This is a genomic window from Phaeodactylibacter xiamenensis (assembly GCF_965229835.1).
GTDB lineage: Bacteria > Bacteroidota > Bacteroidia > Chitinophagales > Saprospiraceae > Phaeodactylibacter > Phaeodactylibacter xiamenensis.
Genome location: NZ_OZ245931.1, coordinates 3375314 through 3393290, shown reverse-complemented (window position 1 = coordinate 3393290; position 17977 = coordinate 3375314). Strand labels below are relative to the sequence as shown.

Here is a 17977-nt window from a genome sequence, read left to right as displayed (position 1 = left end):
CGCTGACAGTAGCTTATTAGCAACCGTCCAAAAGTAGCCGCTGCAAGTCAGTTCCACTGACGCGGCAGCTATCCAGCCAGCATTAAGACCATAGCAGTTGCACTGCGGCTGGTGAGAGTGTATTTTGGAGGTTTTCCCCCGGTGGAAAAGGAGCTGGAGATTACGTAGGCTGTAGCGCAGCGGCAGAAAAATGGTTTTACGATTCGTTTGAACGAGTGATTGAAGTCGTCCTTCCTTCGTCTGTGAATAAGGAACAATAAGAACTATGCAGTAGCTAAAGTACTCCCTGAGAAGGGATCACCCCGCTGGCAGTAGCTTGTAAGCGGTTGTCCAAAAACAGCCGCCGCAAGTCGCTTATCCCGATGCGCCTGCTATCCGGTCAGAATCAAGACCGTAGCAGTTGCACCGCGGCTGGCTAGAGCGTATTTTTGAATACTGCGTCCCCCGGTGGAAGAAAAGGAGCTGGAGATTACGTAGGCTGTAGCGCAGCTGGGCAGCTGTACCGTCCGCCGTAACTGTAGTGCAGGCGGCCTACAGCACCGTTGCCCCGGACAACGACTATCGCTATAATGGCAAGGAGCTGAATGAGGATTATGGGATTGGGCTATATGATTATGGGGCTCGGTGGTATGATGCGGCTATTGGGAGATTTACAACAATAGACAGGTTTGCCGAAAAATATTATTCCTACTCTTCTTATGGATATGCTGCTAGCGATCCGATTAAACACATTGATGTCAATGGGGACTCACTAAATGTTTCAGAATTAATTAATGGTGATGAAAATGTTGCTGGTGATCCTGAGGGGGCTGCAAAGTTAATAGGTGATTTAGAAAGTGTTACGGGTTTAGATTTGAGCGTTGGAGAATCAGGGAATGTGTCTATTTCTGGAAGGTCAAGAGATGAGAATGGGAAAAAAGTAAAAGGGAGTAAAACAGCCAGAAAAACACTGAAAAAGCTAATTAAAAGTGAAACAACTGTTAGTATATATAACAATCCAGGAGGAGGAAATGAAGTGATTAATCACGAAAATAGAATTGGATATGATAGCAATCAATTTGGATTTTTACAAATTTATTTATCACCTGATTTGAATAAGCAAACATGGGGACCAGGCTTAACATTTTTTCATGAACTTGGGCATACCGAATATGGTGGCGGCTTAGCTGATCCTGGAGGTAAAGAAGCCTATATCACTTCTGGTGAAATAGAGATTATACCTAACAAAATCAGGAGGGAATTAGGGCCTAGATATGGACAGAGGCATGCTTACAAACATACAACAATAGGAAGTAATAGGTATCTTCCTTTTAGTAAAGGAGCACTTGATCAAATAAAGAGAGGTATCGTTCCTACAAATGGCTATCATGGCATATGACTATAGTACTGATAGCAAGAATTACTAAGGAACGTTAAAAAAATAGATTCGACATTTTGAGTCGATTATTCTTGTGCTGGGCAAGGCGCGAAGAAGGAAGATAGCCAAAGCTACCTGACTGACCTGCCCGTGTCTCGTCGCCTGTGGGCTTTGGTCACCGGAGACCGTACAAGACTTTGGCAGGCGGGTGAGCAACGTAGGCCAGCGCAAGAAGAAGCAGTCATAAATGGTGAAGTTATTATTTAAACGTTCCTAAGTGGTTGTAAGATTCGATTGACCAGAAGAACCATGATTAACAGCTTACAAAGCTTCTAATTTATTATTATGAAATTTAAATTGTTTTTTTTCATCATGTTTTCCTTGTCGATAGTTTCTGCTCAGGATGAGCATTGTTATTATTTAAATGCAATTGTACATTTACATAATGATGAACAAATAACTGAAAAAGTTAAAAATGTTTTCGGTAGTCGAATAGAGGAACAAAAGAACCCAATTGCTTATTATGTGGCAGATAGTTTAACCTTTGTAGATATAGGTATAAACTTAATAAACGAAACAGAAGATAAAGCACTCGGGCTGGATTCAAGAGCTTTTAATAGGGGTGTGACGGATTTTTGATGTAATTATTAAGCTGCATACCGCATTCTCTTTTTCCAATATTGCTCGTATCTGCCCGCAGACAGCTTGAGCGCACGGACGATAAGCATATCATCGGCATGCACATTAAGCCACCTCATGCCACTACCTCCCAAACGGGCTTTGATCAGCGTCTTGCACCCTGCCTCTACGGTGCCGGAACCGATAGGCAGCCCTTTTTCCTGCATTTGAAAATAATTCATCCGGTGCTGCTGGTTTTCCAGGTATACAACTTGCTGGCGGGCGATTTCGCGCCGCTTCTGCGTCTTGACACCCGCAGCCGCCTGACGCGCGCGCTCCACAACGAGGGCTGCGCCGCCCGGCTCGTTCAGCAGCGTACTCTTTTGCTGGCTTACCCACTGCGCACGTTTTTTGGAGGGCAGGGGCATTACTGCAGCCAGTTTGTAAAGCCGTTCAGTGACGTGGTAGTAGTCCGTTACCTGGTAGTCGGTTAACCGCTCCAGCTGTGTCCAGTTGTCGGGCGCCCCATCTGCAACCCCCACGTAAACCGGCCGTAGCCCAGCCTCTTCGAACTGTGCCTTAAGCCGCTCAGCCTCTTCTTCCAACAGATGGGTGAAAGCCCCTTTTTTCTCTTGCGCGCCAACCCCCAAGTAAATAGAGTGCAGCAACTTGCCCTCATGCCCGTAAAGGCTGATTACGCCGCACATCGCTTCCCGGTAGCCCGGTTTGCGCTTAGGCTTGCCAGGCAGGCCGTCAAGAAGGTGCACCATCGCACCGTCCCGGCTTATGCTCACTGAGCTGACCCCGCAAAGGCTTACCTCTTCCGGCATGGCGTAAGACCAGCGGCTTTCTACTTCTTTAGCGTGGCGGCTGATGCGCAGGCTCACATCACGCACAAGGTCTTTGCTCACTTCGACTTCATGGTGCTCCTTAAACCGGGCTGACACTTTCCTGGCTGAGCCCTCACAATAGTCGCTAGCCAGCAGCTTGGCCAGCCGTGGCGTCGATTTGCCTACTATGCCTGCCGTGCTGTCAGCTGGTACGTAGCTCACGCCGCCACAAACAGGCTGGTAGACGTGGCGCTTGACGCAGACTTTGCCGTAAGGTGTGGACATTAACTTTTTTTTCGCCCCTTGCTCGAAAGGCGCTGCCCTTTGTGGGTGATGGCAGTACCATCCGTATCGAAACGCTCGGCGGCAGCGCGCGTGGCGAGTTTGCCTGCTTCGTTTAGGGCTAGCTGTATCGCTTCTTCCTGGCTCAGCATGCTGCCGTTAAGCTCCATATCAACCTCTATCGTGACCTTACCCCCATCTTGCTTTACTATTCGTGCGCTCATACCTTCTTTTTGCTTTAAGATACGTATCTTTCTGTACATCAAAAATCCGTCACACCCTTTAATAGTAGGCACGCATATAAGCGTTTATATTATTATGAAAGCATTTTGCTAGAGCCTCACATAACAAACCCATCTAGAGAAAATAAGCCCTTGTATGTGTACATATCAAAAATGATAGGAAATACAATAGCTCTGGAAATTACCGAAGATGAAGTATACCCAACTCATCATTATTTTATTTCTGGACCATCATTAGTGATTGTTCTTTTAGTAGATGAAAAAGGAGATATCGTAAAGAATAGATTTATTGATGTAGTTCACCGCAACTAAAAAAGTAGCAGCCGCCGCCAGTCGCTTACACCGCCACGGTAGCTATCCGGTCAGCATTAAAACCGTAGCAGTTGCAAGGCAGCTGGCTAGAGCGTATTTGGATATTGCGCCCCCAGCCGTCCCGCATCATGCCAGTCGCTGCAGCAGCAGCCAAGACCACAAAAGCCACCAACTTGGATTCCGCCTCGCCAGGATTGCAAAATAGGCCTCCATTTTTTTAGCGGCCTGGTAATTTCCCTATTCCGCTCCGACTTTGGTCTATCAACAACATGCTGGATGCCAAGATAGCAGTAGTATTTGATTAGGAAAGAGAGGAGAAAAGAACCTAAATGATTTACTTTTTGTTTGCAATCGTGTATTTTGTCAACCAAAGAAGGTTCCAACATGCATTCAGCATTTCCTAAACGGCTCAAAGCTGCACGTCTTCAGGCAGGCGCCACTCAGGCAACCCTGGCTGCTGGCATAGGGGTGAGCAAACAGGCTATTAGCCAGTTTGAGCATGGGCGAAAAAGCCCGGAGAGTGGTACCCTCATTAGGATTGCGCAGTTTTTTGGGAAGCCGGTAGGGTACTTCATGCGCCCACTGTCCATTCAATTAGAACAGGTAGATTTCAGGAAACGGGCAAGCCTAAAAGGCAAGGCACTCGAAGCCGTAAAAGCTAAAGTGCTCGACCGTCTTGAGCCCTATCTGGAGCTTGAGGAAATCCTTGGAATAGGTATCGGGTTCACTAACCCGATTGCTGATGTCCAGATTACTCAGATTGAAAATGCTGAAGAGGCGGCCAGCCGGTTGATGGAAGCTTGGAAGCTGGGCAACAATCCTATCCCCAATATTGTGGAGATGTTGGAGGAGCACAACATTAAGGTAGTCATGGTAGATGCCGACCGTCAGTTTGATGGCTTAAGCACTATGGTAAATGGCAGGATACCGGTTATAGTGGTCAACCGCAATTGGGATACCCTTCGTGTCCGGTTTACTGTTCTGCATGAGCTTGGACATTTAGTGCTTCAGTTTCCGGAGGAAGCCGGGTACCAATTCTGTGAAAAAGCCTGCAATCGGTTTGCAGGCGCAATGCTGTTGCCAGCAGAGGTGTTTCAGGAAGAAATAGGATTAAACCGCAAAAGGGTCGCATTATCTGAATTGATCCCAATAAAGGAATATTATGGCCTCTCTTTAGCTGCAATGATCTACCGTGGAAGTGAGCTGGGCATCTTTACCCGGGGCGTTGCTAATAGGTTTTGGAAAATGAGAAACCAAAATCCGGCGCTAAAAAAAGAAAATCCTGAACAATTCGGCCACTACCTTGGGCAGGAACGATCTTCCCGCTTTGAGCAATTGCTCGCAAAAGCGCTGACCCTGGAATTGGTCACCTACAGTAAAGCAGCACAGATGGCAGGGAAATCTCTGAATGATCTCAGGAAGGAACATCAATTGGTTTAGATGCAGCCTGTTGCGGTAAAAGATGCTAATATACTGATCGATTGTGTAGAGCTGAGTTTGCTTGAGCAGGTTTTAAAGCTTTCAATCACCTTTAAAATCCCTGATTTTGTTTGGGCAGAAATCGAAGTCCCTTCACAGCGTGAAGTGATACAGCCACTTATAGAGTTGGGTTCATTAGAGGTGATTTCATTTAGCCCCGCTGAGATAGAAGGCATTCTTTCAATTAGTGATGCCCACAGCGGTATTTCCTTTGAGGACAGCTCAGCTTTATTTTTGGCTCGGGCGCTTTCAGCGATCTTACTAACGGGCGATAAAAAGCTTCGGAAAGTGGGGCAGAAAACAGGTGTTGAGGTACATGGAATACTGTGGTTGCTTGATCAACTGTTTGCTGAAGGTATGATCAGTCCGACAACAGCCTGTGAAAAAATAAGACTGCTAAACAAGGTGAACCCGCGACTACCCCCATCTGCTATTCAAGATCGGATGAAAATTTGGTGTGCTTGACTAAGTATAACGACCCTAATACGCCGCAGAACGATATTGAGGTCACTCAGGCTGAAGCAAAGCGGAAGTCCCGGTTCTTACCGGGAAGCTGCACTACTACCTACCGCTTACAGCGGCACAGGCTATTGGGCATGGAGCAGCTGGGCAGCTGTACCATCCGCCGTAACTGTAGTGCAGGCGGCCTACAGCACCGTTGCCCCGGACAACGACTACCGCTATAATGGTAAGGAGCTGAATGGGTAAGAGGTTGCCTTGCCAAGATGTAAAGGGCTAACTACCCGGTTTGATTAGTCTTTCATAAGTGGGTTTGATCCGCTCGCTAATTAGTTTTATTACCTCCGAAAGCTGAAGACCAGTGTCAAGTTTTGCTTTGTTGAGCCAAGCCCTCCAAATAATATTCCTGTCTTTATCTTCATGGAATGCCGGCTTAAAAAGACTGTGGTCTGAGCTTACTGGTGTGCCCCGTTGCCCGAATGTTTGCCGGATTGCTTCCTCTAGAGTTACATCATCCACTGTATGGTTTTTCAATAAGTGATAGACATCATAGAAATCTTTCATTCTAGTGTTCATTTCACCCAGGTCGATCATAGCTTCGAATTTTTCTGCGATGGCGGATTCGATAGAATAGGTATAAAGAACGGGAGGCTCCATATCAAGAATAACAGGGTAGGTCATTTTAATTGGGGCAGGTACGACTTTATCTCCAAAACCAATGTCTATTTGTAACCGTTGCTTAGTCCGGTGGAGGTGTGCTGTAACGCCGATTCGGACTCCCCGATAGTTGCCATCCTTAATAATGTCTTCTGTGGAAAGGGAATCTAAATTAAAGGTTACGCCATCTTCTTTGTATGGCTGCTCACAAATGTGTGTTATTGCCGCTCTAAGCGCCCGATGAGTTGGGTCAAGCTCAAGCCCCAGAAAGTCAATATCCTTTGTGACCCGGCTACGCTCTCCTTCCAGTGCATAGAGGAACGCAGCACCTTTGAGGCAGAAGTGATGCTTGTATTTTGACTGGGATATTCGGTACAGAAACCGTTCCTGAAAATAGCGAAGTAAAAGCAATTGATGGCTTTTGCCTTCTGAACGGGCGATGTGTAACAGCCGTCCCTTTACCGAAGCCACGATGTTCTTCTTTTCCTTCATAGCAGAATATTCAGATAGCGCTTTATAGTATTTTCAACCCTTAGCAGGCGGGCGAAGCGGAGCAATTTATCAATGTTTCGATCTCTTTCTTTTAGAAAGTTTTTCAGTACTTCTTTTTCAATATCCTTTCCGACTTTATTCTTAAACCGAATTGCATCACAGACTGACTTTTCCTTTTCGTAAATCGGAACTTCCGTGTTCCCTATTTTGACGTAGGTGATGCCCAGCTGCCAGTAGGCTTCACTCCAATAGTAAAGCTTTATTGGTGGGTAATCTGGCAGCGCAACCTTTTGGGACTTCTCAATGGCAATGTGGTACTCAGGAGGTACAAAGTCCGAAAGCCCGTAGTAATCCCACGCGGAAAAGAGGCATACGACACCCTTCGGGACGATCCGGCAAACCTCTTCCAGCTCGCTGTCTGCACTGACCGAAGTAAGACGGTACAGCCCCCGTTTAAGCTTAATAATGGCTCCTTTTTCCAGCAGTAGGTCAAGGTAGTGGTTGTGGAAGCCTGCTTTGAGGATCTCACCTGTTCTTGCATAGCCGTTATTCCGGCGGAATATTCCGAGAATAGCCTCTTCTTTTTCCATATTGTAGAATATACTGCTAATTTAAATAAAGGCAGTATATTTTACAAATTTTGATTACATTCATGATATTGGACAATTAGCAACCGCGCTTTTGATCTGCTGCCCAGGCTTTAGTATAGAGAGAAGCTTGGTTATCAAAAGCCTATATTGGTTACCTTTGTTTAGACTACTACGAAGTGATGTAATTACCCATTTGGCATGGAGCACCTGGGCAGCTGTACCGTCCACCGTAACCGCGTGCAGGCGGCCTACAGCACCGTAGCCCCGGACAACGACTACCGCTACAATGGCAAGGAGCTGAATGAGGATTATGGGATCGGGCTGCATGATTATGGGGCTCGGTGGTATGATGCGGCTACGTCCCGCTTCACCTCTATTGACAGGTTTGCAGAAGACTTTAGTTTTCAATCTCCTTATGCTTATGCGCAAAATAATCCCATTCTTTACGTGGAAATCAATGGAGATAGCATCGCTCCACCTGGTAATGGGCTTTCTCTCCAAAACTTCGGTCAAGCTTTGAAATGGGTTTATGGTCAAAAACTACCAACTGCTTTAGGGTTACCTTCAGTAGATGAGTGGTTTGGAGAAGGCTCTCCTTCGGCTGGGGATTATCACGATTCTGGAGATACTCAGCCTAGTGGAGTGGAAGTACTTACTGGAGGGGATAAAAAATCAGCAGGAACAGCAGATACTCCCGAAGCTGAAAATGGCTCTACTGACATAGTTGATGGTATGCCGACTCCCGCAGGAGGTGGGGCTTCAAATACAAATGGTATTCCAAATATAGTATCGACAGTAGTTAATTATCATGAAGGGGTTGGCGCTCAAGATAAACCTTGGACAAAAGATTGGAAAATAAAGAGACCTACCTTTAACTCTCCAACTAGGACTAGTGACGGTAATACATTTTCTCATAATGGGCGCGATTCAATAATGAGAACGGGAACTAATGGTAATGGTAAAAGGGATACTATGATTTATATTAGGCGCACTAAATTTTTGAGGAGAGACAGCATTGAGGTGATTTATAAGTCTAAAAATTGATTAATATGATTTTTTTTCATGGGCATCGATTTGCAATTTTCGCATTTGTGTTTTTGGTGTCAGGGTGTGACGGATTTTTGATGTACAGAAAGATACGTATCTTAAAGCAAAAAGAAGGTATGAGCGCACGAATAGTAAAGCAAGATGGGGGTAAGGTCACGATAGAGGTTGATATGGAGCTTAACGGCAGCATGCTGAGCCAGGAAGAAGCGATACAGCTAGCCCTAAACGAAGCAGGTAAACTCGCCACGCGCGCTGCCGCCGAGCGTTTCGATACGGATGGTACTGCCATCACCCACAAAGGGCAGCGCCTTTCGAGCAAGGGGCGAAAAAAAAGTTAATGTCCACACCTTACGGCAAAGTCTGCGTCAAGCGCCACGTCTACCAGCCTGTTTGTGGCGGCGTGAGCTACGTACCAGCTGACAGCACGGCAGGCATAGTAGGCAAATCGACGCCACGGCTGGCCAAGCTGCTGGCTAGCGACTATTGTGAGGGCTCAGCCAGGAAAGTGTCAGCCCGGTTTAAGGAGCACCATGAAGTCGAAGTGAGCAAAGACCTTGTGCGTGATGTGAGCCTGCGCATCAGCCGCCACGCTAAAGAAGTAGAAAGCCGCTGGTCTTACGCCATGCCGGAAGAGGTAAGCCTTTGCGGGGTCAGCTCAGTGAGCATAAGCCGGGACGGTGCGATGGTGCACCTTCTTGACGGCCTGCCTGGCAAGCCTAAGCGCAAACCGGGCTACCGGGAAGCGATGTGCGGCGTAATCAGCCTTTACGGGCATGAGGGCAAGTTGCTGCACTCTATTTACTTGGGGGTTGGCGCGCAAGAGAAAAAAGGGGCTTTCACCCATCTGTTGGAAGAAGAGGCTGAGCGGCTTAAGGCACAGTTCGAAGAGGCTGGGCTACGGCCGGTTTACGTGGGGGTTGCAGATGGGGCGCCCGACAACTGGACACAGCTGGAGCGGTTAACCGACTACCAGGTAACGGACTACTACCACGTCACTGAACGGCTTTACAAACTGGCTGCAGTAATGCCCCTGCCCTCCAAAAAACGTGCGCAGTGGGTAAGCCAGCAAAAGAGTACGCTGCTGAACGAGCCGGGCGGCGCAGCCCTCGTTGTGGAGCGCGCGCGTCAGGCGGCTGCGGGTGTCAAGACGCAGAAGCGGCGCGAAATCGCCCGCCAGCAAGTTGTATACCTGGAAAACCAGCAGCACCGGATGAATTATTTTCAAATGCAGGAAAAAGGGCTGCCTATCGGTTCCGGCACCGTAGAGGCAGGGTGCAAGACGCTGATCAAAGCCCGTTTGGGAGGTAGTGGCATGAGGTGGCTTAATGTGCATGCCGATGATATGCTTATCGTCCGTGCGCTCAAGCTGTCTGCGGGCAGATATGAGCAATATTGGAAAAAGAGAATGCGGTATGCAGCTTAATAATTACATCAAAAATCCGTCACACCCTGGTGTCAAGTTGCAGGAATGGAGAAGCTACTGATGACTACATCATTAATTTTGAGGGAAAAGATTTTGTTTGTGCTTTGGAAGAAGGGTATGAATATCACCATGTACTTGAATGTTATTCATCGGATCGCTACAAATTAATTATGTCCTATGCTGGAGAGGTAAAGCATGGGCCGGTGAATATTTATTTTCCAAATGATTCCCTATACATTGAAGCGAAGAATGTGAATGGAAAATTGGAAGGTGAATGGAAAGAGTATTCTGAAACCGGAAAACTTAAATCCTATAGTTATCTCGTCGACAACATAGAATTTTATAGTAAATCCTTAGACACGGCAAGAAATGAGTTTGTCGGTAAATTGCCTGTTGAAATGAGCGTAAATCGCTTAGCAGATAGTACTGAGCTTTACTTTAAGCTATTGTACTCTAATCTTGAGGTTTTTTACACTGGAGCTACTTTTGAGTATAGATTGGATCAAAATCGGATTGTAAGATTTAATTCTTCCTCAGAAACGAATAATCTGAAGCTTAAATTACCAATGACCCTCAATGGCGAAATCGACATATCCTTCATTGAATTGGACACGGGATATTTATTTCAGGCAGGTGAAGAAATGACAGTGCTTGTTGATAGTGCACATACGGACATCAAACTTATCGGAAATATTACTTCGGATGAAGGTAATCTTGAAATTCTGAAGAGCCATCTCAGGAAGGGTAGAAAATAGAATTAAGCATAGAGAAGAAAAACCATGCAGGCGAGTTTACTAATGTGCATATTCCAGCGTCACTGGTTATTCGTCAATGTAAGTGATTTGCAACAAACCCCTGAAACTGGAGGTGCTTCAGCGGTGGCAATACCCTTTACATTAGGAGAAGCAAGTATTGGCTTCGCCCAAATAGCAGATGGGCTTTTTGGCGAAGCAGATCCTAATTCAAGCCTTCATAGCACAGGTAGTATTCCTGGTATTGTGACAGCTGAAGCAGGTGGGACACCTGAACAAGTTCAACTAGCTGACGCAATGGGTCAATTCATACCTGGAGTCTTTTCAGGAGGAAATATTCTAGGAGGGGCTAAAGATGCCACCGGTGCTGCCGTCTCTATCTATACAGGTCGGCTAAAGCAGGGCAAGGTACAAGGATTACAAGCATACGATGCGTATAATGATACCAAGGGTGTTGTTGAAGCATCAAAAGCTTATGTAGAAAGTAACCAATACCAATCCTCAGGAAAAGAACTTTCTAAAAAAAGAAGTAAATGACATTAAAAACTTTATAGATGGACAATAAAGAAAGGGTTTATTCTAATTCAATAAATAAATTCTGGGGCCTATTTCTAGTGATTAATTGTCTCACTATCATTGTTGGTTATATTTTTGATGAGTATGACTTTGTTACACATATGTTGACTTTAGGTGTTTTTGATATTGTGGTTTTATTTTACGTTTTCTGTAAACAAAAGGTCAAACGAGTTGAGGTTTATGAAAAAGACAAAGAGGCTGTGATTGTTTTCTCTTATTTATTTGGGCGAAGAAAAAAGAAACGTATAATTATAGATGAGCTTCGCATTAAGTATGAGGAAGAGCAAGTTAGTAGGGCAACAAGGTATCGTATCTTAAAACTATTTGATAATGAGGGCAACATAATTTGTCAAATATCACCTAGCTTGATGATTTGGGACAAAGCAACGATAGATGAACTTACTCGTGATCTTTTATCTTTAAAAGAGGTTCAAGGTAACAAATTGCCAAAGTGAAAGGGGGGGGGCACTGAACTGTATCTGCGCCCAAAGCAGATACAGGGGTATTTCAAAACATACCCCGCTGAAAGTAGCCTGCAAGCAGCCGTCCAAAAGCCTCCGCCAGTCGCTTACACCGCCACGGTAGCTATCCGGCCAGGAATAATACCGTAGCAGTTGCACTGCGGCTGGTGAGAGTTGTATTTTGGATGTTGTGTCCCCCGGTGGAAAAGGAGCTGGAGATTACGCAGGCTGTGGGTCAGCGGCAGAAAAATGGTTTTACGATTCGTTTGAACGAGTGATTGAAGTCGTCCTTCCTTCGTCTGTATACTGACGATTAAGTGGTTTGCCACAGCAAACCTACTCAATGTCAGCATCTACGCTGAGAAGTGGCTTGCTCCGATGTCGCAAACCACTTCGTATTGCGTATAAATAAGGAACAATAAGAACTATGCAAGAGCTGGAGGACTGCCCTAAGAAGGTATCACCCGTCGGGCGGGCGTAGCCTTAATAAGGACCTCCCTTGAAGTAAAGAGCAACTTATTTTATCGTAAAACCGTTAACTTCGTACAACCACAGATTAATCCACTCAAACCGAAAACCATGGGTATTGATCTAATGAAACAGCAGTTAATGGAGCGCATTCAAACGGGTGATGAAAAGCACATTCGGGTATTGCTTGCCGTTAGTAATGCCCTGGTTGCAGAAGACTTCGACCTTGAGGCTTACGAGGCTTCACTCAAGCCAATGACTTTGCAAGAACTAATTGCCAGAGCAGAGGCTTCTAACGAAGATATTGAAGCCGGAAGGGTTTACACTCGTGAAGAAGTGGAAGCAGCACTAGGTCTATGAAGTTGAAATATACGGCTAATGCGCAAAGACGCTTACGCCAGATCATGGACTTTAATGGTGGACGTAAGGGGAAGAAGATCGTAACCGATATTCTGGATCGGGCTGATGAACTAGAGGATTATCCTGAACTCGGCCCGGAGGAATACAACCTCAAATCTTTAGGTCAGGGTCACCGCTCACTACTGGTCGGAACAATGTAAAAGGTCATTTACCTGATCGCTAAGCCTTTCATTGCAATTACTGATATCTTTGACGTTCGGCAAGATCCGGACAAGATGAAGCCGTGAGTGAATACAGCGGTTGTGCCCTCTTTGGACGCAGTAAAGCAGTGTTCGGCGTGTAACCAGCCCCCCTACCGCGCCTCATCCTCATAATCATCACAGTGGTAGTGGCGGTACTGCCGTTGGCTGCTCACTTTCTGGGTTTTGCCGCCGTTTTTCTTGTCGTCCAGCATCTGCTGAATGAGGCGGTGGCGCTCGGCAGCGATGTCTTCCCGGGCCTCCAGGTCTGCGGTCCGGTCAAAGAAGAGGGTGCCGTCGATGAACGTCTTTTCTGCCCGGCTGTACATGGACAGGGGGTGGCCGGACCAGAGCACTACATCGGCATGCTTGCCTGCTTTGATGCTGCCCACGTATTCATCCAGGTGCAGGAGTTTGGCAGGGTTCAGGGTCACAAACTTCAGGGCGTCTTCTTCGGATACGCCACCAAAAAGTACGGCTTTGGCAGCTTCCTGATTGAGGCGGCGGGCCATCTCGGCATCGTCTGAGTTGAAGGCCACCGTGACGCCCTGCTCATGCATCAGCGCACCATTGTAAGGGATGGCTTCCTGCACTTCGTATTTGTACGCCCACCAGTCGGAGAAGCTTGAGCCACCGGCGCCGTGGGCCGCCATTTTGTCCGCCACTTTGTAGCCTTCCAGGATGTGGGTAAAGGTATTGACGCGGAACCCAAACTGCTCGGCTACCTTCATCAGCATATTGATTTCGCTTTGCCGGTAGGAGTGGCAGGTGATGAAGCGCTCTCCGTTGACAATCTCCAGTAGCGTCTCCAGGTCGAGGTCGCGGCGGTAGGGGGCACCCGAGGCTACCTTTTCGCCGTAAGCGACGGCCTGCGTGAATTTATCCACATACACCTGCTCCACGCCCATGCGGGTCTGTGGGAAACGGATGCGGTAGTCTTCGCCCCAGTTCGACTGCTTGACGTTTTCGCCCAGCGCAAACTTGATGAAGGGAGCGGCTTCCTTAAATTTCATTTCTTCCGGCGTGTAGCCCCACCGCAGCTTGATGATGGCCGACTGCCCGCCAATGGGGTTGGCAGAGCCGTGCAGCAGTTGGGAGGTCGTCACTCCGCCCGACAATTGCCGGTAGATGTTGACATCTTCGGAGTTCACCACGTCGCCAATGCGCACTTCGGCTGTACTGGCTTGTGAGCTTTCGTTCACGCCCCGGCTGATGGCAATGTGGGAGTGCTCGTCAATAATGCCGGGCGTGAGGTGGAGCCCGGTGGCATCGATGACCGTTGCGCCCTTGGCCTTCAGCCCCTGCCCAATGGCCGCAATTTTGCCGTCCCGCAGCAGTACATCGGTGCCTTCCAGTATGCCGTCCGCTTCGTTGGTCCAAACCGTGGCGTTTTGGATGAGATAGGTTTTGGGCTCAGGGCGCTCTGTCCAGCCATAAGCGGTGAAGGGGTAGATGAGGTCGCCCATCTCGGGTAATTCCGGAGTAGGCGCCGGTTTTTCTGATGCCTCGTCTTTTTTATCCGCTTCAACTGGTTTTTCGAAGGCCGCCCGCCAGTCTACCCATTGCCCATCGGCCGATTGCCCGCGGCCGCTCCAGTTGCGCCCGTTGAGGGTACCGGAGAGGCGAACCTGCCCGGTGGAGTCGGGGGCAAAAGAAAGGGTCAGCAGTTCATCCGCTCTTTCCAGTTTGACCTTTACGGAGGTGGAATCCGTGGTGTTGATTTTGGCAGCGGGCTGCTCGTCGGTGCCGGTGATTTCCAACGCATAGGTGTCGCTGCCGACTTTGAGCTCGTACTGCCCGGTCAGCTGAGGGGTGGTGATGGCTTTGTGGGTGTAGGCTTTGCCCTTGACCCAGGTCTGGTAAATTTCCGTGCCGTCCCCAAAGAGGGAGCCATCGGTGACGATAAAATTGGCCAGCTTGCCTTTTTCCAACCCTCCGAGGTGGTCCGTCGCCTGCACCAGTTCTGCCGGGGTGTAGGTCAGCGCTTTCAGGGCGGCGGTGGTGTCGAGCCCGTACTGTACCGCTTTGCGCAAATGCTTGAGGAAGTCGGTCTTCTTTTCCAACCCATCTGCCGTAAAAGCGATGGGGATACCGGCATTGGCCAGGCGGGCAGGATTGGAAGGGGCAAGCTCCCAGTGCTTCAGCTGTGCCAGGGTGACCTGTTGGGCATCGTAAGGGTCGGTCACATCGTAGGCATCCGGGAAGTCGAGGGGGAGAATGAAGGCGGTATTGAGGTTTTTCAGGGCATCCAGGCGCTGATATTCGTCTCCCGTGCCTTTGAAAATATAGGTTTTGTCAAATTCTGCCCCCAGCTTCGCCGCCCGCAGGATTTCCAGCCGGTCGCCAATCGCAAAAAACTGAGGCAGCTCCTGCACGGCATTCCAGGCTTCCAGCGACAGGTTGACCTCTTCGCTTTGCTGTTGGTACCAGCCGGCATCGTAGTAGGTTTGGCGGAGCAGTGCGATCATGCCCATCAGGGAATTGGGATAACTCTGCGTGGAGGTCCCTTTGCTGAAGGCAAGCGCATGGCCGGCCTTTTCGGCGACAATCATTTCGTGGGCGCGTTCGTCCCCCAGCCCTACCAGCGTCATCGTGCCGCGTGAAATCCCATCCATCCGCTGAGCTGCTACGGTACCAAAGCCGATTTGGCGCAGGGTTTTGGCCGCTTTGGCATCCGGGTTGAAATGGGCATGGGCTTCAAAGTCGGGCTTCAACGCTTCATTCCAGCTGTAGGCCCCCTCTTTATTGGACAGCATCTGTGGCTTGCGGTCAGGAGATTTGCCTTCCGCCTTAGGCTCCGGCATGCCGTAGTCGCTGTAGAGGTCGATAAAAGCGGGGTAGATGACCTTGCCTTTGACTTCCACCTCCACAGCGCCCTGTGGTACCTGCCCACCGGCCACCACGGAGACCACATAGCCATCACGGATGACAAGCGTGGCATTTTCCACTTTGGTGTCATAATCGGTGAAAACCGTCGCCCCGGTTAGGGCGTAGTAGCGTTCGCGCGGGTCTTCCACGCCGTTGTTGGGGAAGGTAACCTGTGCGGATAATTGGATGGAGAGCATGCCCAGCAAGAGGAGAATGGTGTTTTTCATACGTATCGCAGTAGTTTGGAACAAAATATAAAAAATCCGGCTTTGTTTAGACTATGTTTGGGGCGGGTTCGTCATGAAAAATCAAGGAATTGTGGTTCTGGCGTCATCTTTTTTGGCGCGTTTGGCGGGCCAAATAAGCTAAAAAAGATGACGCCAGAACCACAATTCCTTGATTTTCAATAGGACTAAGCTCCAAACATAGTCTTAGACTTTCAACCATTAGTTGCTGAAAAGACTTAATAGAAGTATGGAAGCCAAGGAAACTTTTTTGCAGCATCTGCAGCGCAGCCTTTCGCAGGGCACTTTCGTAAACTGACCCTTAGCAAGCCGGGCGGTGCGGACAAGTCGTTTAAGAATGTCTACGCCCGCCTCATCGAGCTGAAGGGGGCGTCGCAGGTGTCCTTTACCCTGCGCTACAGCACCAGGGACATCACGAAGAACCATCCCCCGGAGGAAGCGGTGCCGATGATCGGGCTGTGGCTGGGAGAGGACTTCCTGAATGCAGATTTACTAACCACCGAAGCGGATTACAGCCTGCAGTACAACCGCAAGCGGAAGCCCCGTCTGCATCAGCGGCAGGCCTCAAAAGCGGCACCACCCCCGAAAGCGCACAACAAGCCCAAGCAGTATTTCATCGAAGCTTCCGGCAATGCCTACCTGCAGGCCATGGGCATCACCACTGCTGAAGGCAAGGTACGGGCGGACGGGCAGCGCAAGTTCCGCCAAATCAATAAGTACATCGAGATTGTGGATAGCCTCCTGCAGCAGCACGGAGACTTCCCCCGGCAGCCACATATTGTCGATATGGGCTCGGGCAAGGGTTACCTGACTTTCGCTCTTTATGACCACCTTGTCAACAACCGGGGCTGGCAGCCTTCCATTACAGGTATTGAGCTACGGGAAAACCTGGTCGGCTTTGGCAATGAACTGGCGCCCAAAGTGGGGTTTACCGGGCTGCAGTTCCGCGCCCAGGATATTTTTGAGTACGAGCCAGAGCGCATTGACATGCTCATCGCCCTGCATGCCTGCGACATCGCCACGGATATTGCTATTGCCAAAGGCGTACAGGCGGGAGCGGAGATCATCATCGTGGCGCCCTGCTGCCATAAGCAGGTCCGCAAAGCCATGCAGCCCACCGAAGGCTTACAGCCCATGCTCCGGCACGGCATCCTGCAGGAACGGCAGGCCGAGCTCGTCACCGATGGCATCCGCGCCCTGCTGATGGAAGACCGGGGGTATGAGACCAAGGTATTCGAATTCGTCTCCACCGAGCATACGCCCAAAAACCTGATGATTGTGGGCATTAAGGGCCGCCGCAATGCTTCCGCCCTGGCCGAGGTGGAGCGGATTAAGTCGGACTTTGGGGTGGGGGAGCATTACCTGCAAGGGCTATTGGACTGATAAGGGCATAAAAAAAGCCCTACCAAAAGCAGGGCCCTGAAATATAAAGCTATGAAAACTAAAAAATCTTATAGTTGAACCCATTGGGGCGGTAAAGAGCCCGCCCCAACAGTTCCTGTGTTTTACTCTTTCTCGTCGCTAACTTCGCGACCACCATCAAGGCGGTCCTGAAGTTCTTCGAGCTCTTCCCACTTACCTTCGTGCGCAAGTTTAGCTTGCTTAGCCCAGGTAGCAGGGTCGTGCATCCGGTAGCGGGGACCTGCCTCATCGAGGATCGCCTGTACCTTTTCAGTAGGTGCATTGGCGAGGTCTTCCCAGGTGTGGATACCGCCTTCGTTCAGCAGACCTTCGATTTTCGGGCCTACGCCCTCGACCATCTTCAGGTCATCCTGATTGATTTTCTTACCGGAAGGTAAGGTAATTTTTTCAGATTTGGAAGCTTTTGCCTTTGGCGTTTCTTCTTTTGCCTTTGGAGCAGGTGCTTCTTTCTTTTCAGGAGCCGGAGCCGCTACTGCTGCTGCGCCGTTGCCGTTAGCAGAACCATTAGGCATAACGTTAACGTAAAGGCGGTTCTTGCGGCGGCGGCGGAAGGTTACGGTGCCTTCGATGCCTGCGTGCAGCGTGAAGTCTTTGCCCATGTAAACGTTTTCGCCCGGGTGGTACTTGGTACCGCGCTGACGAACGAGGATGTTGCCGGCTTTAGCGTGCTGGCCTCCGAATAGTTTAACGCCGAGTCTTTTCGATTTACTGTCCCGGCCGTTGTCCGTACTACCTACACCTTTCTTGTGTGCCATGTCTTAAACAATTTTAGGTTTTACAAAAACCGCACCCCTGGCC

Annotated in this window: 20 protein-coding genes; 14 read left to right on the top strand and 6 right to left on the bottom strand. The window is 48.9% G+C overall.

Going from position 1 to position 17977, the window contains the following annotated elements:
• The first annotated feature begins 520 nt into the window (after positions 1-520).
• A complete protein-coding gene (locus ACO08I_RS12570; RefSeq protein ID WP_421949485.1) occupies positions 521-1378 on the top strand; it encodes an RHS repeat-associated core domain-containing protein in 858 nt (285 codons plus the stop codon).
• A 324-nt stretch (positions 1379-1702) separates the two neighbouring features.
• The gene (locus tag ACO08I_RS12565) at positions 1703-1996 is read left to right on the top strand and encodes a hypothetical protein (protein ID WP_421949484.1); all 294 of its coding nucleotides are present in this window, start codon (positions 1703-1705) and stop codon (positions 1994-1996) included.
• A gap of 8 nt (positions 1997-2004) precedes the next feature.
• Here the strand turns inward: ACO08I_RS12565 and ACO08I_RS12560 are convergent, their stop codons facing one another.
• Positions 2005-3090 (bottom strand): hypothetical protein, encoded by a 1086-nt coding sequence (locus tag ACO08I_RS12560; RefSeq protein WP_421947395.1) that lies wholly within the window; start codon positions 3088-3090, stop codon positions 2005-2007.
• Complete coding sequence (locus ACO08I_RS12555) at positions 3090-3311, bottom strand: hypothetical protein (RefSeq protein WP_350177394.1); 222 nt, start codon at positions 3309-3311, stop codon at positions 3090-3092. The genes ACO08I_RS12560 and ACO08I_RS12555 overlap by 1 nt, the downstream gene beginning before the upstream one ends.
• 714 nt (positions 3312-4025) lie before the next feature.
• Between ACO08I_RS12555 and ACO08I_RS12550 the strand changes: the two genes are divergently transcribed.
• From ACO08I_RS12550 to ACO08I_RS12540, 3 genes are read left to right on the top strand one after another with little or no spacing between them, the layout of a single operon-like run.
• On the top strand, positions 4026-5081 hold the full coding sequence (locus ACO08I_RS12550) for a helix-turn-helix domain-containing protein (protein ID WP_421949483.1): 1056 nt from the start codon (positions 4026-4028) through the stop codon (positions 5079-5081).
• Positions 5082-5585 carry a hypothetical protein gene (locus ACO08I_RS12545; protein WP_421949482.1) on the top strand — a complete coding sequence of 168 codons (504 nt, stop codon included), beginning with the start codon at positions 5082-5084 and terminating at the stop codon, positions 5583-5585.
• A gap of 36 nt (positions 5586-5621) precedes the next feature.
• Entirely contained in the window at positions 5622-5828 is a 207-nt protein-coding gene (locus ACO08I_RS12540) for a hypothetical protein (RefSeq protein ID WP_282776560.1), read from the top strand.
• Positions 5829-5855: 27 nt separating this feature from the next.
• On the opposite strand, the gene ACO08I_RS12535 is transcribed toward ACO08I_RS12540, so the two are convergent.
• A complete protein-coding gene (locus tag ACO08I_RS12535) occupies positions 5856-6728 on the bottom strand; it encodes a nucleotidyl transferase AbiEii/AbiGii toxin family protein (RefSeq protein WP_421949481.1) in 873 nt (290 codons plus the stop codon).
• Positions 6725-7318: a type IV toxin-antitoxin system AbiEi family antitoxin domain-containing protein gene (locus ACO08I_RS12530; RefSeq protein ID WP_421949480.1), complete on the bottom strand. Its 594-nt coding sequence runs from the start codon at positions 7316-7318 to the stop codon at positions 6725-6727. Before ACO08I_RS12530 ends, ACO08I_RS12535 begins: the two co-directional genes overlap by 4 nt.
• A gap of 198 nt (positions 7319-7516) precedes the next feature.
• Between ACO08I_RS12530 and ACO08I_RS12525 the strand changes: the two genes are divergently transcribed.
• From ACO08I_RS12525 to ACO08I_RS12490, 8 genes are all read left to right on the top strand, one after another.
• Entirely contained in the window at positions 7517-8362 is an 846-nt protein-coding gene (locus ACO08I_RS12525) for an RHS repeat-associated core domain-containing protein (protein ID WP_421949479.1), read from the top strand.
• A 119-nt stretch (positions 8363-8481) separates the two neighbouring features.
• Positions 8482-8703 carry a hypothetical protein gene (locus ACO08I_RS12520; protein WP_350177394.1) on the top strand — a complete coding sequence of 74 codons (222 nt, stop codon included), beginning with the start codon at positions 8482-8484 and terminating at the stop codon, positions 8701-8703.
• Positions 8703-9788, top strand: coding sequence for a hypothetical protein (locus ACO08I_RS12515; RefSeq protein ID WP_421947395.1), 1086 nt, complete (start codon positions 8703-8705; stop codon positions 9786-9788). The genes ACO08I_RS12520 and ACO08I_RS12515 overlap by 1 nt, the downstream gene beginning before the upstream one ends.
• Positions 9758-10543, top strand: a complete 786-nt coding sequence (locus tag ACO08I_RS12510) for a hypothetical protein (protein WP_421949478.1) — start codon at positions 9758-9760, stop codon at positions 10541-10543. The genes ACO08I_RS12515 and ACO08I_RS12510 overlap by 31 nt, the downstream gene beginning before the upstream one ends.
• Positions 10544-10567: 24 nt before the next feature.
• On the top strand, positions 10568-11077 hold the full coding sequence (locus ACO08I_RS12505; protein ID WP_421949477.1) for a hypothetical protein: 510 nt from the start codon (positions 10568-10570) through the stop codon (positions 11075-11077).
• Between the two features lie 17 nt (positions 11078-11094).
• The gene (locus ACO08I_RS12500) at positions 11095-11571 is read left to right on the top strand and encodes a hypothetical protein (RefSeq protein WP_421949476.1); all 477 of its coding nucleotides are present in this window, start codon (positions 11095-11097) and stop codon (positions 11569-11571) included.
• A 585-nt stretch (positions 11572-12156) separates the two neighbouring features.
• Positions 12157-12405, top strand: coding sequence for a hypothetical protein (locus tag ACO08I_RS12495; RefSeq protein WP_282779181.1), 249 nt, complete (start codon positions 12157-12159; stop codon positions 12403-12405).
• Complete coding sequence (locus ACO08I_RS12490) at positions 12402-12605, top strand: hypothetical protein (protein WP_421949475.1); 204 nt, start codon at positions 12402-12404, stop codon at positions 12603-12605. The genes ACO08I_RS12495 and ACO08I_RS12490 overlap by 4 nt, the downstream gene beginning before the upstream one ends.
• Before the next feature lie 152 nt (positions 12606-12757).
• Here ACO08I_RS12490 and ACO08I_RS12485 read toward each other — a convergent pair whose 3' ends face one another.
• On the bottom strand, positions 12758-15739 hold the full coding sequence (locus ACO08I_RS12485) for an amidohydrolase family protein (RefSeq protein ID WP_421949474.1): 2982 nt from the start codon (positions 15737-15739) through the stop codon (positions 12758-12760).
• A gap of 396 nt (positions 15740-16135) precedes the next feature.
• Between ACO08I_RS12485 and ACO08I_RS12480 the strand changes: the two genes are divergently transcribed.
• Positions 16136-17140 carry a class I SAM-dependent methyltransferase gene (locus ACO08I_RS12480; protein ID WP_421949473.1) on the top strand — a complete coding sequence of 335 codons (1005 nt, stop codon included), beginning with the start codon at positions 16136-16138 and terminating at the stop codon, positions 17138-17140.
• Between the two features lie 122 nt (positions 17141-17262).
• Here ACO08I_RS12480 and rpmA read toward each other — a convergent pair whose 3' ends face one another.
• Positions 17263-17934, bottom strand: coding sequence for a 50S ribosomal protein L27 (gene rpmA / locus ACO08I_RS12475; protein ID WP_044220667.1), 672 nt, complete (start codon positions 17932-17934; stop codon positions 17263-17265).
• Positions 17935-17977 lie beyond the last annotated feature (43 nt).